We start from the raw sequence: 18,852 nt of genomic DNA on the forward strand, positions 1-18,852 counted from the left end.
ACCATGAGCGAAAAAGTACTGGTTGCCGGCGTCGGCATGATTCCCTTTGCCAAGCCGGGCGCGTGCGCAAGCTACACCGAAATGGGCGCGGAGGCCGCACGCCGCGCGCTGGCCGACGCCGGCATTGCCTACAGCGACGTGCAGCAGGCGTTTGCCGGCTACGTCTACGGCGATTCCACGTGTGGCCAGACCGCCCTGTACGAGGTCGGCATGACCGGCATCCCCATCGTCAACGTCAACAACAACTGCTCGACCGGCTCGACCGCGCTGTACCTGGCACGCCAGGCAATCGCCACCGGCGACGCCGACTGCGTGCTGGCCCTCGGCTTCGAGCAGATGCAGGCCGGGGCGCTGAAATCGCACTGGGACGACCGTCCTGTCACGCGCGCCCGCTTCCAGCCCATCATGCATGGCCTGACCGCCGACATGGCCCATCTGCCGCAAGCGGTGCGCACCTTCGCCGGCGCCGGCCGCGAGCACATGCAACGCTACGGCACGAGCCTCGCGACCTTTGCCGCGGTGCGCGCCAAGGCCAGCCGCCACGCTGCCAACAATCCGCTGGCGCTGTTCCGCAAGGTGGTGACCACCGAGGACGTGCTGAACGACACCCCGCTGTTGCCCGGCGTGCTCACCCGCCTGATGGCATGCCCGCCCACCTGCGGCGGCGCGGCGGCCATCCTCGTTTCGGAGCGCTTCGCCCGCAAGCACGGCCTGCGCACCGACGTGCAGATCCTGGCGCAGGCGCTCACCACGGATCCGCTCGCCTCGTTCGACCCGCCGTCGATGCTGAACTACGTCGGCACGCATATGACCCGCTCCGCAGTCAACCGGGTCTATGAGAAGGCCGGTGTCGGCCCCGAGGATATCGATGTCTGCGAGCTGCATGACTGCTTCGCCCAGAACGAAGTCATCAGCTATGAAGCGCTCGGCTTCTGCCCGGAAGGCGGCGCGGAAAAATTCGTGCGCGACGGCGACAACACCTACGGTGGCAAGGTGGTGGTGGGTCCGTCCGGCGGGCTGCTGTCGAAGGGACACCCGCTCGGCGCAACCGGGCTGGCGCAGTGCTTCGAGCTGACGCACCAGTTGCGCGGCACGGCGGAGCAGCGCCAGGTGGAAGGCGCGCGGCTGGCCCTGCAGCACAACCTTGGACTGGGTGGCGCCTGCGTGGTCACGTTGTACGGCAAGAACTGAACGACACAAGAACGCAGGAGGAGACAAACATGAAGCGTGCACGACTCACCTGGCTGGCGGGCCTTGGGCTAACGTTCGCCATACTGCTGCCGGCACTGGCCGGCGCCGCCGACAGCTACCCTTCGCGGCCGCTGCGCTTTGTCGTTCCGCTCACGCAAGGCAGCGGTTCCGACACCGTAACCCGCTTCGTGGCGGAGCGCGCCGGCAAGTTGCTGGGGCAGCCGGCCGTGGTGGAAAACCGGCCTGGCGCCGACACCATCATCGCCACGCAGAGCGTCCTCACGGCACCGCCCGACGGCTACAGCGTGCTGATGATCTCGCCCAGCGCGATGGTCATCAACCCGCTGGTGCACGATCACCTGCCCTACGATCCCAGGCGCGACCTGCGTCCGCTCGCCGCCGCGATCCGCGCCACGTCGGTACTGGTGACGGGCCCGTCGTCGCCGTACAAGACGTTCGGCGACTTTCTGGCCGCCGCGAAGAAGGCGCCGAACTCGGTCAGCCTGGCGAACTACAGCTACCACTACCGGCTCGGCGCGCTGCAGATGCAGCAGATGTCCGGGGTCGAGTTCAACCACGTCCTCTACAAGGGCGCATCTCAGGCCCAGACCGACGTGATGGGGGGCGCCGTGGACGCGGCGCTGCTCGATCTCGGCGGCGCGCTGCCGCTCATCCGTGCCGGCAAGCTGCGCCCACTGGCTGTCACGACCCGCGCACGCCATCCCGAACTGCCCGATGTCCCGACGGTCGCCGAAAGTGGTCTGCCCGGCTACGAGCTGACGGTCTGGGTGGGCTTCGCGGTCAGCGCGAAAACGCCGGAGCCGGTCGTCGCCAGGCTGGAGGACGCATTGCTCAAGGCCATCGGCTCCGCCGAGTTCAAGAGCTTCGCCGCACAGACGCTGTACGCCGGCGTACTCGGCATGCCCGGGAAGGAAATGAGCCGGATGATCGATGCGGAGCGCGGGCGCTACGCATCGATCGTCAAGACCTACGACGTCAGCGCGCGCTAGTCACCGGCGCGGTCCTTCGCGGCGCCCCGCGAAGGACCATCGAGCATCCATCGGAATACTCAGAGAAGCAACCATGCAACAACAGATCTGCAAAAACCGCGTCGTCGTCACTGGCGCCGCCAGTGCGCCTGCGCAGGAAGTGGTCGCCGAGATTCCGGCACTGGTGCGCCAGGCCGCCGCCAACGCCGATGTTTCCGGCGAGATTCCGCAACGCTGATCGCGAGCCCAAGCCATGACGAAAACCCCGAAATACCTCGGCGACCACGCCGCGCAGACGCCCGACAAGCCCGCCGTCATCAACGGCACCACGGGAGATTTGCTCACATACCAAGAACTTGACGAACGCTCCAACCGCTTCGCCCAGTACCTCTACGCGCTTGGCCTGCGCCGTGGCGACCACCTTGCCATGGTGCTGGAGAACAATATCCGCTGCTTCGAGGTGTGCTGGGCCGCGTTGCGCTCCGGGCTGCTGATCACGCCGGTCAACCGCTACCTGACCGCCCCGGAGGCCGCCTATATCATCGAAGACAGCAATGCCCAGGTCGTCGTGACCTCTTGGGCCATGCGCGACCTGGCCACGGCCCTGCGCGACATCATGCCGACCTGCCGCAAGCGGCTGATGATCGATGGCACGATTCCTGGCTGGGACAGCTACGAAGCAGAAGTTGCTGCCTGCCCCGCCGAGCGCCTGGCCGACGAATGGCTCGGCGCCACGATGGTCTACAGCTCCGGCACAACGGGACGCCCGAAGGGTATCCTCCGCGCCCAGGCCGAAGGCAAGGTCACCGAGGGCTCCGGCTCCGCGCGCCGCCCGCAATTCGACCGCTACGGCTTCGACGCCAATACCGTGTACTTGTCCCCGGCGCCGCTGTACCACACGGCACCACTGGGCTACGGGCTGGAAACGCAGTTCGGCGGCGGTACCGTCATTTTCATGGAGAAGTTCGACGCCGAAGACGCGCTGCGCATGATCGAACGCCATCGAGTCACCCATAGCCAGTGGGTGCCGACCATGTTCATCCGCATGCTCAAGCTCGATGGCGCGGCGCGCGGCGCGTACGACCTGTCAAGCCATCGCGTGGCCATTCATGCGGCCGCTCCATGCCCGCAGGAAACCAAGCGCGACATGATCGCCTGGTGGGGACCGATCCTGTACGAGTACTACGCCGCCACCGAAGGCAACGGGTCGACCAGCCTCGACACGCAGGAATGGCTGGCCCACCCCGGATCAGTCGGCACGGCCCTGCTCGGCCGCATCCGCATCTGCGACGATGACGGCAACGAGTTGCCTGCCGGCAAGACCGGGACGGTGTACTTCGAGCGCGACACGCTGCCGTTCCACTACCACAACGATCCGGAAAAGACACGCGCCGCGCAGCACCCACGCCATCCGAGCTGGACCGCGGTGGGCGACGTGGGGCATGTCGATGCCGACGGCTATCTGTACCTGACCGACCGCAAGGCGTTCATGATCATTTCGGGCGGGGTCAACATCTATCCGCAGGCGATCGAGGATGCGCTGGTGATCCATCCCAGTGTGGGCGACGCCGCCGTCATCGGGGTGYCGAATCCGGAGATGGGCGAGGAGGTCAAGGCCATCGTGGAGCCGGCGGCAGGCGTCAGCCCGACCCCGGAACTGGCGGAGGAACTGCTCGCCTACCTGCGCACGAAGGTGGCGAAGTACATGGTCCCGCGCTCGCTCGACTTTATCGACGCGATGCCACGTCTGCCGACCGGCAAGCTCTACAAGACCTCGCTGCGCGAACGCTACTGGAAGCCGTCATGACGGCCGCGCGGTTCCGCACGCGCCTGACCGACCTGTTCGGCATCCGTCACCCGCTCCTGCTCGGCGGCATGCACCATCTCGGCGAATCCGGCGTGGTGGCGGCTGTCGTCAACGCCGGGGCGATGGGCTTCATCACGGCGCGCTCGTTCGCCACGCCTGACGCGCTGCGCCAGGACCTGCGCCGTTGCCGTGAACTGACCGGCGGCAAGCCGTTTGGCGTCAACCTGACGCTGGCGCGCCGCGCCGGCCACAACGCTGCCGTGCAGGACTGGGTCCGCATCGCGCTCGAAGAAGGCGTGCGGCATTTCGAAAGCGCCGGCAATTCGCCGGCGGAGCTGGTCGGCCCGATCCAGCGCGGCGGCGGCGTGCTGATCCACAAATGCCCGAGCGTGCGCCATGCGCTGTCGGCAGAGCGGCTGGGCGTGGATGCGGTGGCGCTGGTCGGACTGGAAGAAGGCGGCCATCCCGGCGCCAACAAGCTATCGGCGTTCGTCAACGGCGCCTTTGCGCTGGAACGCGTGCGCGTGCCGCTGGCGATCGGCGGCGGCATTGGCAGCGGCCGCCAGATTGCCGCTGCGCTTGCGATGGGCGCCGACGCCGTGGTGCTCGGCAGCCGCTTCATGGTGGCCGACGAGATCATCGCGCATCGGGCGCTAAAGGAACGCATCGCGGCGTCCGACGAACATTGCTCGGTCGCCATCCTCGATACGCTCGGCGACACCTGGCGCGTACTGGCGAACGACACCGCCCGCGCGGTGCAGCAACTCGAAGCGCAGGGTGCGCGCTCGCATGCCGAGTTCGGCGACCTGATTCTCTYGGCCCGCACGCGCGAGCGCGTGTACGAAGGCGGCGATGTCGAAGCGGGCATCGTGTCACTCGGACCGGCCGGCGGATTCGCCGATCGCATCGAGCCGGCCGGTGCCATCGTCGCACGGCTGATGGCCGACGCGCGGCAAGCCACCGCGCGCCTCGGTGCCACCATGTCGTGATGGCACTTTGTACAAAAGAAGCGATACAGGAGACCTCCATGCAATCTCATCAAGACTCCCGGGACATCGCCGTGCGCCATGACGGCCACGTGGCGATCGTCGAGCTGGTACGTCCCCCACACAACTATTTCGACGAGGCGTTGATCCATGACCTCGTTGCGATCTTCGAACGCCTCGACGACGATGCGTCGTGCCGCGCCATCGTGCTCGCCGCGCAAGGCAAGGCCTTCTGCGCCGGCGCCGATTTCTCGGGCGGCCCCACCGATCCGCAGATGCCGCGCCGGATCTACAAGCACGCCGTGCGCCTGTTTCGCACGCGCAAGCCGATCATCGCCGCGGTACATGGCCCGGCCATCGGCGGCGGCGTCGGACTCGCACTGGTGGCCGATTTCCGTGTGACCAGCGACGCCGCGCGCTTCGCGGTCAACTTCAACCGGCTCGGCATTCATCCGGGCTTCGGGCTGTCGGTCACGCTGCCTCGCCTGATCGGCATGCAGCAGGCTACGAAGCTGTTGTTCACCGGACGCCGGATCACCGGCCGCGAGGCGGTCGAGATCGGTCTGGCCGACGTGCTGGCGCCGGACGACGCCGTGCTCGAGCACGCCGTGATGCTCGCGCAGGAAATCGCGGCATCGGCGCCGCTGGCCGTGGTGTCGACCCGCGCCACGCTGCGCCAGGGCCTGGCCGACGCCGTGTCTGCCGCCGTGGACCGCGAGGCGTCGGAACAGGAATGGCAGGTGCAGACTGCCGATTTCGCCGAAGGCGTGGCCGCCACGGCCGCGCGCCGTGCCGCCGTATTCACGGGGAAATAGTGATGCTGAACCAGTTGCTGCAAACCTTCCGCCTCGCCGAGCTTCCGCCCGAGGCCGAGGCCTTCCGCGCCGAAGTCAGGCAATTCCTCGCAGATCACCAGCCGGCGGCGTCCGCCGAGCGCCGCGCGCGCTCGTGGATGGGCTTCGACGCCGATTTCAGCCGTCGCCTCGCCGCGCGCGGCTGGGTCGGGCTGACGCTGCCGCCCGCCTATGGCGGCGCGGGGATCGATGCGTTCCGCCGCTTCGTGCTCGTTGAGGAACTGCTGAGCGCGGGCGCACCCGTCGCCGCGCACTGGATCGCCGACCGCCAGAGCGGTCCGCAGATCCTGCGCTATGGCAGCGAAGCGCAGCGGCAGTTCTACCTGCCGCGCCTGTGCCGTGGCGAGGCATTCTTCTGCATCGGCATGAGCGAGCCCAATTCCGGCTCCGACCTCGCCAGCGTACGCAGCCGCGCCACGCCGACCGGGACGGGTTGGCGGCTGAACGGGCAGAAGATCTGGACGACCAATGCCCATCACTGCCAGTACATGATCGCACTGGTGCGCACGTCGGGCGCGCCGGAGGACAAACAGAAAGGGCTGTCCCAACTCATCGTCGATCTGTCGCTGCCGGGCGTCACGATCCGCCCGATCCACGACCTCACAGGCGACGCGCATTTCTGCGAAGTCGTCTTCGACAACGTCGAGCTTGCCGCCGACACGCTGATCGGCGAAGAAGGCAGCGGCTGGGAGCAGGTCAATGCCGAACTTGCTTTCGAGCGCAGCGGGCCGGAGCGCATCTACTCGAGCATCGTGCTGCTCGACCTGTGGGCGAACCACCTGCGCCGCCATGGCGCCACGCGCGAAGAGGCTGCCGCGCTCGGTCGATTCGTCACGCATATCGCCACGCTGCGCAATATGTCGGTCGCCGTGACGGCCAAGCTCGCACGCCACGAAAGCCCGGTGGTCGAAGCCGCGCTCGTGAAAGACCTCGGCACGGAGATCGAACAGGCCATTCCGGCCTATATCGAATCCGCGATGGCCGCCGACCCGGACTCGCCGCCCGACCCCGAGTTGTACCGCACGGTCGCATACCTGAGCCAGATTTCGCCGACCTTCTCGCTGCGCGGCGGCACGCGCGAAATCCTGCGCGGCATGATCGCGCGCGCGCTAGGCCTGCGCTGAGACGCCCCCGCAGGCCATATACGGGAGACCACCCATGTTCACAGAAGCCATTGAAGCCATCCTGCAGGACCAATTCACGCCGGCTGCCATTCGCGCGATCGAAGCCGGGGCCGATCCCGCGCCTGCGTGGAACGCGCTCGCCGACGCCGGATTTCTCGAACTGCTAGCCGCCGAAGACGCCGGCGGTGCGGGACTGTCGCTGTCCGACCTCTTTTCGATTTTCACCACCATCGGCAGCCACGCCGTGCCGGTGCCGCTCGCGCAAAGCATCGCCGCCCGCGCGCTGCTCGCACGCACCGATACCGCCGCGCCGGGCGGCATGATCACGCTGGCCCAGTCGTGCCGCCGCGAGGCCAACGGCGCGCTCGTGTGCGCATACACGCCGTTCGGTGCGGTCGCCGACTTCACCCTGGCCGGCACGGCTGACGGTTTGCATCTGCTCGACTGCCGCGGGGCCGAGCGCATCGGCACAGGCGTGCGCGGCAGCCAGCGCGCGACATTGCGCTGGCTGCCCGGCGATGTCGCCACGCCTCTGCCCGGTGCGACCTCCGCCGACGTCCAGGCATGGGGCGCCGCACTCCACGCCGCGCTGATCGCGGGGGCCGCCGCGCGCGTCGGCGCGATGACGCTCCAGTACTGCCAGGACCGCTCGCAGTTCGGCAAGTCGATCGGCAAGTACCAGGCGATCCAGCATCAACTGGCGGTCATGACCGAGCACATCGCCGCCGCCACGGTGGCCGCCGAGCTCGCCTTCGGCACCAACGGCACGCAGCCGCAGCGACTGACGGCGGCGATTGCGAAGGCACGCAGCAGCGAGGCGGCGCAACTGGTAGCCGCGAGCGCGCATGGTCTGCATGGGGCGATCGGGGTGACGCAGGAGTATGACCTGCAATTGCTGACGCGGCGGTTGCACGAATGGCGGGCCGCGCACGGATCGGAGGCGTGTTGGTCTGTCCAGGTCGGGGAAGCCCTCCTGGCCAGTGAAGCAGGCACCGTGGAGTTTGTGAGAAAAGCCACGCTATTGGAGGAGCAAGGCGGGAGGCGGGAGGTGGTAAGCGAAGCACTGCTGAAACTGCGCTTCGGCGCGTATGTCCCTTGTCGCGGCTAGCGTGGGCGTATCAGTTCCGAATCGGGCGCAATCAAGCCACCGATAGTGACAGGGATGCTCACTTCTTTCTCCTGATCGGTTCAAGGCCAATGCCGGATGTACCGTTCGAATTGGATTTCGTGCTACCACCGCCTTTCATGAACCTGCGCCCCCGCCCGTCCGCCCACACGATCATTGGACTGTGTGGGCGGCAGGTTCCTGGCGAAATTACGCCTGGAACACCTGGCGATTGGCCTGTACAAACGCAGCCACGGTCTGCGGCGCCTTGCCCGTGATTTCTTCGATAACGCCATCCGTACCGGAGAAGATTCCGTTCTGATAGTCGATGGCGGTTTCAAGGAAATGCTGGATCACGAACTCAGGCAGCTTGTACTTCTCCAGATGTTCGCGATATTGCTCGAGGGTCGATGGCACATAGGTGATCTCGCGTCCCAGCACCTTGCTGATCTCGCTGGCGATCTCCTGCTGATTCAGCTCGACGGGGCCGAATAGAGAGTAAGTCTTGCCAATATGGCCTGCGGGTTCCGCGAGAATGTTGGCGATCAGACGCGCCTGGTCCTCGGCTGCGATCGGCGCATGACGCCCTTCCCCGTAGGGCAGCGTGATCTTGCCTTCCTGCACCAAAGGATCGAGCACCCACGGAAATGTCAGCCATTCGGAGAAGTACGTCGGGCGAATATGGACTGCCGGAACGTCGGACCAGTCGAGAACGCGCTCGGCAATCCAGTGATCGCGCGCGGCATGGCTCCTGGAATCTTCCCGCGCCGAGATTTGCGACATCTCGACCACGACCTCGACGCCGGCACGCCGTGCGGCATCAGCGAAGTACGAGGTGGCCTGGATGTAGCCGGGACGAACCGGATAGCACAGGTACGCGCCGTCCACTCCGTCCATGGCGCGAATCACGTCGTCGTGCTCGAGGAGGTCGCCGACGAAAATCTCTGCCCCTTCTTCGCGCAGGGCTGCGCTCCGCTCATCCTCCTGGTGTACGAAGGCGCGAACCGCGTGCCCCGCCTTCAGCAGGAACCGGACGGTGTAGACGCCGGTCTTGCCCGTGGCGCCCGTGATGAGGAATTTGCGCTGTTCCATTAATTACTCCAATCTGTGAATGTGTCCGACAGGTTTACATCGCCCCGAGGTGTTGCTTCACATCCTCCAGAATCGCCGTTGAAGCGTCGGCATCTTCAACGACTCTTGACATCGTGACGGCCCCGATCATGGCTGCCAGCGCGAACACGGCAGACGACCTGGCTTCCTGCGGCGGCTTGTCCGCCAGTTGCTTCGCCAGTACGTCGACCAGATCATCAAAACCTTGCGCGGCGGCCGCGCGCGTTTGTTTATCGGCCCTGGCGAGTTCGCTTCCCATTGCCGCCAGAGGGCATCCGCCGGTCGGTGTGTCGCGGTGGGCCTGAGACACGTAGGCTTCCACCATGGCGGCGAAACCGCTGGCAGCCTGACTGTCGCGAGCGACCGTTGTCAGCCCCTCGATCACTTCAGTCATGGCCTGAGAACACGCTTCTGCAACCAACTGGTCCTTCGAGTCGAAATGCCGATAGAAGCCGCCCTGCGTAAGGTTCAACGGAGACATCACGTCGCTCAGCCCCGTCGCCTGGATGCCGTTCAGCCGGAATTCCCGCGCGGCAACCTCGACAATGCGTCGACGGGTTTCCGCCGTCTCGACCTTCGTCTTCCTCATCTCGCCGCTCCTGTTGTGTGTGGTCGCTAACAATCTTAAATAGATTGTAGGTACCATCTAAATGGAAGTCAAGAAGAGAAGCTTGCGCGAAGCGAGTGCGGATTAGTAGACCTGAAGCCAGGGGCCGTGGCGCCCTGGGCAGAGGCCTTGAGACCGTTGATCACGGCGGGTCGCATCGAGACGGTCTCAAACCAACGCGTAAGGGCAGATGATTTGCCCACACCCGACGCTCCCCCAATGCAGGCGTTTCCAGAACGCCCGGCACGGGACGGCGGTCAGACAGAAAGGCGACAAGCGAGCCAAAGAGCGGCACACCTCCCGCCCCTGTCTTCTGTTCTAACTGTGTGGGTCGAACGATCACGAAATACGGTCAGGCTGGCTCTTGCGTCCCGCTTGTGCGATGGCGCGCGGCATCTGCCTCGTAGGTGCGCGAGGCCAGGACGAAGAAGACCGCCGCCGCCAGCGCAAACACGGGCGCCAGCGTCAGTGCCGGCTTCAGGCCGAGAACGTCCGAGAACGCGCCGACGAGCAGGGGGCCCGGCGCGAGGCCAATCAGGTTGTTGGCCAGGGAGATGATCGCCGTCACCGTCGCGCGCACGCCGGGATGGGTGACATCGCAAACGATGGCCCCGGAACAGCCTCCGTGCGCGGCGGCGAACAATGCGCCAAGGAAGATCAGGCCCAGGGCCAGCGGACCGGGCGGCAGCGCGAATGCGGTAATCAGTACCAGAGCCGACAGCACCGCATAGGCGGCGGGCACCAGCGCCCGGCGTCGCGGATGCCTGGCGCTAAGCCGGTCCGCCAGACCGCCGCCAAAGATCATGCCGATGCCGGAAGCCAGCACGGCCACGCCGGCCATCAGCCCTGCCTGCTTCACGTCCATGCCCTGGTAGCGGCCGAGGTATGTCGGCAGCCATGCAATGAGGATCGCCGGTATTGCCATCTGCAATCCGCTCGCGACGTAGGTGAGATTGCCCGAGCGCGCGGCAAACACTTCGCGCGCGATCTGGCCGAGGCGCAGCCGGGCCGGCGCGGCATCCCCCTGCCCCTCGGCGCTCAACGCGGCGGTCTTGTAGTCGCGCACGACGAAGGGATAGATCAGGGCCAGCAGCAGGCCCGGCGCCCCCACGGCAAAGAAGGCCATGCGCCACCCCGCCTGGGCCGCCACGGCGCCCCCGACGACCACGCCGAGTACGGACCCGAACAAGCCGGCCGACAGGAATGCGCCCAGCACCGCGGCGCGCTGCCTGGCGGGAAACACATGGGCCAGCAACGCGGCCCCCGCTGCACCGTAAGCCGCCTCGCCGAGGCCGACGAACATCCGCGCCAGCAGCAACTGGCCATAGCTCTGCGCCAGGCCGCAGGCGATAGTCGCCAGGCACCACACGAAGGCCATCAGCGTGATGCTCTTGACTCGTCCCCAGCGGTCCGAGACCAGTGAAATCGGCACGCACAGCACGCCGACGGCAAGCGAGACCACGCTCACCAGCATCCCGAGTTGCGAGTCGGAGAGCGCCCATTCGGCTTTCAAGGCGGGAAATACCGCGCCGATGAGCTGGCGCGACAGATAGTCGGACAGCATCAGGCCAAAGGTGAGCGCGAACACGACCCACGCATGGGCACGCGACAGCCCGGCGGGCGCGTTCAGGGGGGTGTTGGCCGTTACGGCCGACAGGGTAGTGGTTTTCACGTCTGGCATCCCTTGGGTTAAGCCTACTGGTCGAAGTGCATTCAGATGTACGTCGGCCACGCGCGCATCTCGTGCTGGCCGATGCCGCCGTTACCTTCGCGGCGATGGGTGGCCAATGCTTCGATCAGCCAGGCGCGGGTCTGCTGCGGGGGAATCACGGCCTGTACGCCGAAGGCGCCGGCCAGTGCGTAGGCCGAGGTATCGCGCGCCAGTTCGGCCTTCAGTCGGTCAAAGCGCGCCGGGTCGTCCTCGCGCTTGATGCCGTGGAGCACGCTGACGCCGATCTGCGGGTCCATGAAGCTGGTGTCGGCGCTGGTCCAGGCCGCCACCTCGTCGCTGTTGCGGCCGCCGCCCATGTTGATGTAGGCCTGGCCGTAGCTCTTGCGCAGGATGACTGACAGCTTAGGCACGCTGCACAGTTGCACGGCGTGAATCATGTTCATGATATGCGCGGGTGCAGCCTTGCGCTCGCCCTCGATGCCGACCAGGAAGCCCGGCGTGTCGACCAGGAAGAGGATCGGTATGTTGAACGAATCGCACATCACCAGGAACGACGTGACCTTGCGGCAAGCCTCGGGGTCCATCGCGCCRCCCTTGAACATCGGATTCGAGGCGACGATGCCCACGCTCTCGCCATTCAGCCGCGCCAGGCCGGTCACCGCGGCACGACCGAAGCGATCCTTCAGGTTGAAGAAGCTGCCTTCGTCGACGATGCCGGCGATGACCTTGCGCATATCGTAGGTCTTGCTGCGCGCCGACGGCACGAGTTCGAGGAGCCTGTCCGCGTCGGGCGCGGTCGCCTTGGCAGCCGGGAGGCTCGGCGGGCGGACGCCGGCGTGCGACGGCAGGTAGCCGAGGAAGCGGCGGATTGCCGCCAGCGCTTCCTCGTCGCTGTCGACGATCACGTCCACCAGCCCGGTCTGCTCGGCATGCAGCTTCCAGCCGCCGAGTTCCCCGGGATCGACCGCTTCGCCGATGGCCAGCGACGTGACCCGCGCGCTCGACACCGCGAGGAACGCGCCCTTGCGCATGACCACGAAATCGGAAAGGCAGGTGTACCAGGTCGACGAGCCCAGGCAAGGCCCGAGCACCGCGCTCACCCAAGGAATTTCACGCCGGCGGCAGTACTGCTGCGGGTCCTGGCCGGCACCGGCCATCGCTTCCGCGCCCAGGCTGTCAGGCACACGCGAGCCGCTCGACTCGCCCAGGAAGATCAGCGGCATGCCGCTGCGCGTGGCCGTCTCCTTCAGGCGGGCGATCTTGCGCATGTTGACCGCCGAGGACGACGCGCCCATGACGGTCATGTCGTTCGACACCACCGCCACTCGCCGTCCGTCGACGCGCCCCGTGCCGGTGATCTTGGCGTCGGCCGGCGATGTGCCGCGGTCGGCGGGAAGCACCGAGACCGCCAGCATGCCAGTCTCGCTGAACGAGCCGTCGTCCAACAGTTGCGCGATGCGCTCGCGCGCGTTCAGATGGCCGCTGGCCCGGCGCCGGGCGAGCTTGGCTTCGCCTCCCATCGCCAGGGCCTCACGGATACGGGCGTCGAGCCGGGCGCGTTGTGCCTCGTAGCTGCCAGGGCCCGCTGCGGTATCCGTCACCGGGTCGGGAAGTTCGAGCGTGGTGTCCATGCCGGTGGTCCTCCCTTAGCGCATCGTGCGGCCGACCGGGCCGAGGCGGCGGGCGGTGGCCCGGTATGCGTCTTCGACCCAGGCGCAAAGCAGCGGTCGCGTGCTCGCCGGTTCGATGATGTCGAGCACACCGAAGCGTTCGGCGGTGCGCATCGGCGAGGAGATCGCGTGGTAGTGCGCCTCCAGGTCCAGGCGGTGTGCGACCGGGTCCGCGGCCGCGGCGATGTCCTGCTTGTAGGCCGCGGCAACGCCGCCTTCGACCGGGATCGAGCCCCAGCGTGCCGACGGCCACGCATAGCGGTTCGGCAGCGCGGTGCCCGACGGCCCGTGCCACGGGCTCAGCATGGCGCCGGCCAAGCCCACGCAACGCCGCAGCACGATCGCCAGCCAAGGCACGCCAGACTGCTCGATCGCATGCATGGCCTGCAGCGCGGCGGACAGCGTGCCTTCGCGCTCGGCGTCGGGGCCGGTCATCACGCCCGGTTGATCGGCCAGGTTGACGATGGGCAGGTGGAAGGTGTCGCACAGGTCGACGAAGCGCGCCATCTTCAGCGCGGCGGCGCGCGTCAGGGCGCCGCCCATCACCATCGGGTTGTTGGTCATCACGCCTACCGCATGGCCGTTCAGGCGCGCCAGGCAGGTGATGGTCGAGCCGCCGAAGTCCGGCGACATCTCGAACAGCGAGCCTTCATCGAAGATCGCCTTCAGGATCTTGCGCGCCTGGAACACCTTGCGCTTGTCGGCGGGGATCGCGCGGTTGAGCCACTCGTCGCAGCGATCGACCGGATCCTCGCAGGCCACGCGCGGCGGCTGTTCCCACACATTGCCGGGAAGGTACGAAAGGAAACGCCGCGTGGCCTCCAGGGCCTGCTCTTCGGTTTCGACGGCCAGGCTCACCGCGCCGCTGAATCGGTGCATCGCGTCGTAGCCGCCCAGCCCCTCCTTGTCGATGTCGAGGCCCAGCGCCTGCTTCACTACCGGCGGCCCGCCGGCGAAGACCTGGCTCTTGCCACGAATCATGATGGACAGGTGGGCGGAACCGACCCGCACCGCGCCAAGGCCCGCGCAGGCGCCCAGCGCGATACCAACGACCGGCACGGCGCCGAGCAGCTGCGTCATCGGCAACATGGCGTAGCCCTGGATCTTGGTGTGGCCGAGCTTGTCGAGCAGCTTGACGCTGCCGCCGGCGCTGTCGACCATGCGCACGATCGGCAGCTTGTACTCCCAGGCGTAACGGTCAGCGTAGATCCACTTTTCCGATACCGAGCCTTCGGACGAGCCGGCGCGGATCGTGAAGTCGTCGGCCGCCACCACCGTGCGCCGCGCGTCGATCTTGCCGATGCCGACGACCGCATTGCTGGGCGTGAACTGCTCGCGCTTGCGATCCGCGCCGTATTTGACGGAACCGGCCAGCACGCCGATCTCGGCGAAGCTGCCGGCGTCGAGCAAGTAATCGATACGTTCGCGCGCGGTGAGCTTGCCTTGTGCGTGATGGCGCGCGACCTGCTCCTCGCCGCCGAGTGCATGCGCGATGGCGCGGCGCTGTGTCAGCTCATGGAGCTCGTCCGTCCATTCGCCATTGGCAGGTTGGGTTGCAGGTTGGGTTGGAGACTGCGTTGCGGGCTGGGTTGCCTGAGTCGTGTTCATTTGGAAATCGCTCCTTCTGCATGGCGCGCCAGGTAGGCGTCGCGCAAGTCGTTCTTGGTCACCTTGCCGGCATGGTTGCGCGGCAGCGCGTCGACAAACTCGATCACGCGTGGCTTCTTGTAGCCGGCGATCAGCCCGGCGCAATGGCGGCCGAGCGCATCGGCGTCGCCGCCCTGTCCGGGCCGGCGCACCACGAATGCCGCGACCACCTCGCCCCACTCGGCGTCGGGCAGGCCCAGCACCGCCACCTCCGCTACAGCCGGATGCGCGTGCAGCGCGTCCTCGACTTCGCGCGCATAGACGTTGAAGCCGCCGCTGATCATCATGTCCTTGTTGCGGCCGACGATGTAGAGAAAGCCTTCGTCGTCGAAGCGGCCAAGGTCGCCGCTGTAATACCAGCCGTCACGGATGGATTCGCGCTCCAGGTCTGGCCGGCGCCAGAACGCCACGGCGCCGATGCCCTGGTGCGCCAGTGCGATCTCGCCCACCTCACCGGTCTGCAAGGCTTGCCCGTCGGCATCGCGCACCGTGATCCCGACATTCATGGTCGGCCGGCCGCACGAGGCGATGCGCGCCGAGGGCTGGCCGTGCTCCAGGTGCTCGTGCGGGTAGAGCACGGACAAGGGCTGGACCGCTTCGGTCATGCCGTATTGCTGGCGCAGGATCGGACCCAGCCGCTGCAGCGCCTCATGGATCGTGCTGGTTGGCGTCGGCGCGGTGCCGTAGTGCACGCGCCGCAGGGCAGACACGTCCGCGGCGGGGTTGGCGGCCAGCGCTTCAAGCAGGCGGCTCAGCATGGTAGGCACCACCATCAACTGGGTGATGCGATCGCTGGCGATCTGCGCCAGCACCTGCCCGGCATCGAAGCGGTCGGCCACGATATTGCGTGCCCCACGCAAGTAGCACGGCAGCAGGTGCACCCCGGCCGCGTGTGTGAGCGGGCCGGCGTGAAGCATCGCGTCATCGATGCCGAGGCCGTATTCCATGGCACCAAACTGGTTGGCCAGGCGTGCTTCCCAGCGCTCGATGCTATAGGCAACGCCCTTCGGCTGGCCGGTCGTCCCCGAGGTGTAGGCGATTCGCAGCAGCAGACCGGCCGGCACCTCAAGGCCCGGGAAACGGTCCGAAGCGCGGGCGAGCAGCGCATCGAACCCGAGCACGCCGGCGTCATGCCAGCCCACGCCGATCACGTGCCGCAGCGACGGCACGTGATGGCGCACCTGCTGCGCAATCTCGCGAAACTCGGCGCCGGCGATCAGCACCGAAGCCTCGGCGTCGTTGAGGATCGCCGCCTGCTCGCGCAAGGTGTGGCGCGCGTTCAGGGCCACGTAGGCCTGCGCCGCCTTTTCGGCGCCGAACTGGCTGTCGATGCTCTCCACCGAGTTGTTGAGCAGCACGGCAAGCCGTTCGCCGGGACGCAGTTCCAGGCCGATCAGCGCGTTGGCGAGCTGATTGCTGCGCCGTTCGATCTGCGTATAGCTGAAGCTGCGGTCGCGGAACACGACCGCGGGCCGGTCGCGAAACTGCGCTGCGGCCCATGACAGGGCATGGCCTGCGATTCTCTTTGCACTCATTGGAGCAAGTCCTTTGTTCGGAGGGCGGCACTCGCCCTTTCGTGTCCGGCGGCTTCGCGCCCGGCGCTCGCCGTGTCCGCCTCCAGTTGCCTCACGGCTTCGTGGCGCGAAGCGTCGATCAGTTGTTCGATGGCATTGGCCGCGCGGTTCGCGTCGCCGGCCTTCAGGTCGTTCAGCAGCGTCCGCCAGATGCGTGCCGATGCTTCGCGTCGCGCCGCGGTGGCCAGCCCGAGCCTGGCGTAGCGCCGCGTCTGCCGCGCCAGCGAGCCCAGGATTTCAGCGAGCCGCTCGTTGCCGGAACTGTCGGCCAGCATGCGGCCCAGGCGGTCGATGATGGCGAGATAGGCGTCGCCCGGGCCGCAGCCCTGCACCACCGTTTCAAGCTCGCGCACTTCGGCGTCGATCCAGGCAATGACCGCATCGTTGCGGCGGCCAAGCCGGCGGATCATCGCGRCCACCAGGTCGCGGCGGATATCGAAGAGGTCGCAGACCTCCTTGATGGAGAGCTGCGTGACGTGGGCGCCACGATTGGGCAGGATGCGCACGACCGAGTCCTTCTCCAGGATGCGCAACGCTTCGCGCACCGGTCCGCGGCTCACCGCGAACTGCTCGGCGAGCGTTTCTTCGCGGATGCGTTCGCCCGGCGCGTACTCGCCCCGTTCGATGGCCGCGAAGATGCGCTCTGCGATCTGCTCCGGCACCGTCTGCAAGTGATGGCTCGCGCCGGCGCGCATCGGCGCCCCTTGCGAGTCCCCTGCCGCGTCCGGGTGCTTCATGGCGCTCACTCTTCTTCGAAGACCGCGATTTCCTGCCCTTCGCGCACCGGCTCGCCCTCGGCGATCAGCAGCTTGAGGACCCTGCCGACTTCGGGCGCCAGCACCGGGATCTCCATCTTCATCGATTCGAGAATCATGATGGTGTCGTCGGCCTGCAGCGCGGTGCCTGGTTCCACCACTACCTTCCACACGGTGCCGGTGATCTCGGATCGAATCGTCTCTGTCGTCATGTCGAGTTCCTGAATTAGCCCGACCCCACGTCGGATGACTGGACTTTATTCTACATTACGATTGTTGACAATAGGAATGTGAGCATGATTTAATGAATCCATGCGCTGACGAAGACGCGCACACTTCCGTAGATGGAGACAAAGCCATGCCCCTTTCCCATACCGACGTACGTCGTATCCTCGAAATCCTCGACAGCGCTGAACACCTGGAATCGCTGGACGTGACGGTCGGCGAGTTCGCGCTGCATGCCCGCAAGCCCGGGGCCGCGGCGTTCGCGCCAGAGCGGGCACCGCAGTCCGCCGCCCCGCGCGCCGCCGTGCCTGCGGCGCAAGCCCCCGGCACCACCGGTGCGTCTGCCGCGCCACCCCCTCTTGAAGACGTGCCTGCGGGCCTGGTTGCGGTACGCGCGCCGATGGTCGGCACCTTCTATCTGCACCCCAGCCCCGACCAGCCGGCCTTTGTCGCGGTGGGCAGCACGGTCGATATCGGCGACACGGTGTGTCTGGTCGAGGTGATGAAGATGTTCAACTCGGTCAAGGCCGAAGTGGCAGGCACCGTCGAGCGCATCGTGGTCGAGGACGGCAAGCCGGTGCAGCACGGCCAGATCGTGATGCTGATGAAGCCGGCACAGGAGGGCTGAATATGAACAACAATGCACAAGCCCCCGTGGCAAAGCGCGATATCCGGCGCGTGTTCGTCGCCAACCGTGGCGAAATCGCCGTGCGCGTGATTCGCGCCTGCCGCACCCTGGGTATCGAGGCGGTGGCAGGTGTCTCCGAAGCGGACACCGATACGCTAGCCGCCAGGCTGGCCGACGAAATGGTCGTGCTCGGTCCCCCGCTCGCTGCCGAGAGCTACCTGCGTGCCGACAAGATCGTCGAGGCGGCTTTGCGCACTGGCTGCGACGCGGTGCATCCCGGCTACGGCTTCCTGTCCGAACGCTCGTCGTTCGTGCGCGCCTGCATCAAGGCCGGGCTGGTGTTCGTGGGGCCGTCTGCCGAAGCCATCGATGCGATGGGTGACAAGATCACCGCCGTGGGCCTGGCCGAGCAGGCTGGCGTACCGCGCGTACCCGGCTCCGGCGCGCTGGCCGATGTGGCGCATGCGCGCCACGTCGGGGCGCAGATCGGCTACCCGGTGCTGATCAAGGCCACCGCCGGCGGCGGCGGGCGCGGCATGCGGGTGGTCAGGGAAGAAAGCGAACTTGAATCGCTGATGAGCTCGGCCGCCAACGAGGCGCAGTCCGCGTTCGGCGACGCCACGCTGTATATGGAGAAATTCATCGAGCATGCGCGCCATATCGAGATCCAGGTGATGGCCGATGCGCACGGCAACGTGGTCTACCTTGGCGAACGCGAATGCTCGACGCAGCGCCGCCACCAGAAGCTGATCGAAGAGGCACCCTCCCCGGCGGTCGATGCGGCAATGCGCCAGGCCATGGGCGAGTGCGCGGTGAGCCTGACACGTAACGCCGGCTACTGCGGCGCGGGCACGATCGAGTTCGTGGTCGACCAGCGCGATAACAAGTACTTCTTCCTGGAGATGAAC

Annotated in this window: 18 protein-coding genes; 10 read left to right on the forward strand and 8 right to left on the reverse strand. The window is 66.9% G+C overall.

The window, feature by feature from the left end; all coding sequences use genetic code 11:
• The first annotated feature begins 3 nt into the window (after nt 1-3).
• The 8 genes from AC1DO7_RS23360 (at nt 4) to AC1DO7_RS23395 (ending at nt 8,059) form a co-directional block, all read left to right on the forward strand.
• Nucleotides 4-1,191, forward strand: coding sequence for a lipid-transfer protein (locus AC1DO7_RS23360; RefSeq protein WP_441615892.1), 1,188 nt, complete (start codon nt 4-6; stop codon nt 1,189-1,191).
• Nucleotides 1,192-1,220: 29 nt separating this feature from the next.
• The gene (locus AC1DO7_RS23365; RefSeq protein ID WP_441615894.1) at nt 1,221-2,201 is read left to right on the forward strand and encodes a Bug family tripartite tricarboxylate transporter substrate binding protein; all 981 of its coding nucleotides are present in this window, start codon (nt 1,221-1,223) and stop codon (nt 2,199-2,201) included.
• 73 nt (nt 2,202-2,274) lie between these two features.
• A complete protein-coding gene (locus tag AC1DO7_RS23370) occupies nt 2,275-2,418 on the forward strand; it encodes a hypothetical protein (protein WP_441615896.1) in 144 nt (47 codons plus the stop codon).
• 15 nt (nt 2,419-2,433) lie between these two features.
• A complete protein-coding gene (locus AC1DO7_RS23375) occupies nt 2,434-3,987 on the forward strand; it encodes an acyl-CoA synthetase (RefSeq protein ID WP_477116620.1) in 1,554 nt (517 codons plus the stop codon).
• A complete protein-coding gene (locus AC1DO7_RS23380; RefSeq protein WP_477116621.1) occupies nt 3,984-4,976 on the forward strand; it encodes an NAD(P)H-dependent flavin oxidoreductase in 993 nt (330 codons plus the stop codon). The genes AC1DO7_RS23375 and AC1DO7_RS23380 overlap by 4 nt, the downstream gene beginning before the upstream one ends.
• A 38-nt stretch (nt 4,977-5,014) precedes the next feature.
• Nucleotides 5,015-5,788 (forward strand): enoyl-CoA hydratase/isomerase family protein, encoded by a 774-nt coding sequence (locus tag AC1DO7_RS23385; RefSeq protein ID WP_441615901.1) that lies wholly within the window; start codon nt 5,015-5,017, stop codon nt 5,786-5,788.
• Nucleotides 5,789-5,793: 5 nt separating this feature from the next.
• Nucleotides 5,794-6,951 (forward strand): acyl-CoA dehydrogenase family protein, encoded by a 1,158-nt coding sequence (locus AC1DO7_RS23390; protein WP_441616498.1) that lies wholly within the window; start codon nt 5,794-5,796, stop codon nt 6,949-6,951.
• A 34-nt stretch (nt 6,952-6,985) separates the two neighbouring features.
• Nucleotides 6,986-8,059, forward strand: a complete 1,074-nt coding sequence (locus AC1DO7_RS23395; RefSeq protein ID WP_441615903.1) for an acyl-CoA dehydrogenase family protein — start codon at nt 6,986-6,988, stop codon at nt 8,057-8,059.
• Nucleotides 8,060-8,266: 207 nt separating this feature from the next.
• On the opposite strand, the gene AC1DO7_RS23400 is transcribed toward AC1DO7_RS23395, so the two are convergent.
• The 8 genes from AC1DO7_RS23400 to AC1DO7_RS23435 form a co-directional block, all read right to left on the reverse strand.
• Nucleotides 8,267-9,148: an NmrA family NAD(P)-binding protein gene (locus tag AC1DO7_RS23400; RefSeq protein WP_441615905.1), complete on the reverse strand. Its 882-nt coding sequence runs from the start codon at nt 9,146-9,148 to the stop codon at nt 8,267-8,269.
• Nucleotides 9,149-9,182: 34 nt separating this feature from the next.
• The gene (locus tag AC1DO7_RS23405; protein WP_441615907.1) at nt 9,183-9,755 is read right to left on the reverse strand and encodes a TetR/AcrR family transcriptional regulator; all 573 of its coding nucleotides are present in this window, start codon (nt 9,753-9,755) and stop codon (nt 9,183-9,185) included.
• Nucleotides 9,756-10,125: 370 nt separating this feature from the next.
• Nucleotides 10,126-11,445, reverse strand: a complete 1,320-nt coding sequence (locus AC1DO7_RS23410) for an MFS transporter (protein WP_441615909.1) — start codon at nt 11,443-11,445, stop codon at nt 10,126-10,128.
• 41 nt (nt 11,446-11,486) lie between these two features.
• The gene (locus AC1DO7_RS23415; protein WP_441615911.1) at nt 11,487-13,076 is read right to left on the reverse strand and encodes an acyl-CoA carboxylase subunit beta; all 1,590 of its coding nucleotides are present in this window, start codon (nt 13,074-13,076) and stop codon (nt 11,487-11,489) included.
• Between the two features lie 15 nt (nt 13,077-13,091).
• Nucleotides 13,092-14,723: an acyl-CoA carboxylase subunit beta gene (locus AC1DO7_RS23420; protein WP_477116622.1), complete on the reverse strand. Its 1,632-nt coding sequence runs from the start codon at nt 14,721-14,723 to the stop codon at nt 13,092-13,094.
• On the reverse strand, nt 14,720-16,297 hold the full coding sequence (locus AC1DO7_RS23425; RefSeq protein WP_441615915.1) for a class I adenylate-forming enzyme family protein: 1,578 nt from the start codon (nt 16,295-16,297) through the stop codon (nt 14,720-14,722). The genes AC1DO7_RS23420 and AC1DO7_RS23425 overlap by 4 nt, the downstream gene beginning before the upstream one ends.
• Nucleotides 16,294-17,073 carry a GntR family transcriptional regulator gene (locus tag AC1DO7_RS23430; RefSeq protein WP_477116623.1) on the reverse strand — a complete coding sequence of 260 codons (780 nt, stop codon included), beginning with the start codon at nt 17,071-17,073 and terminating at the stop codon, nt 16,294-16,296. Before AC1DO7_RS23430 ends, AC1DO7_RS23425 begins: the two co-directional genes overlap by 4 nt.
• Nucleotides 17,074-17,078: 5 nt before the next feature.
• Entirely contained in the window at nt 17,079-17,303 is a 225-nt protein-coding gene (locus tag AC1DO7_RS23435; protein WP_441615919.1) for a biotin/lipoyl-binding carrier protein, read from the reverse strand.
• A 146-nt stretch (nt 17,304-17,449) separates the two neighbouring features.
• On the opposite strand from AC1DO7_RS23435, the gene accB reads away from it, so the two are divergent.
• Both accB and AC1DO7_RS23445 read left to right on the forward strand, forming a co-directional pair.
• Nucleotides 17,450-17,944, forward strand: a complete 495-nt coding sequence (gene accB / locus AC1DO7_RS23440; RefSeq protein WP_441615921.1) for an acetyl-CoA carboxylase biotin carboxyl carrier protein — start codon at nt 17,450-17,452, stop codon at nt 17,942-17,944.
• Nucleotides 17,945-17,946: 2 nt separating this feature from the next.
• Nucleotides 17,947-18,852: ATP-binding protein (locus AC1DO7_RS23445; protein WP_477116624.1), on the forward strand; the 906-nt coding region annotated here is incomplete at its 3' end.

This window comes from Cupriavidus sp. 05N40, from assembly GCF_056397305.1.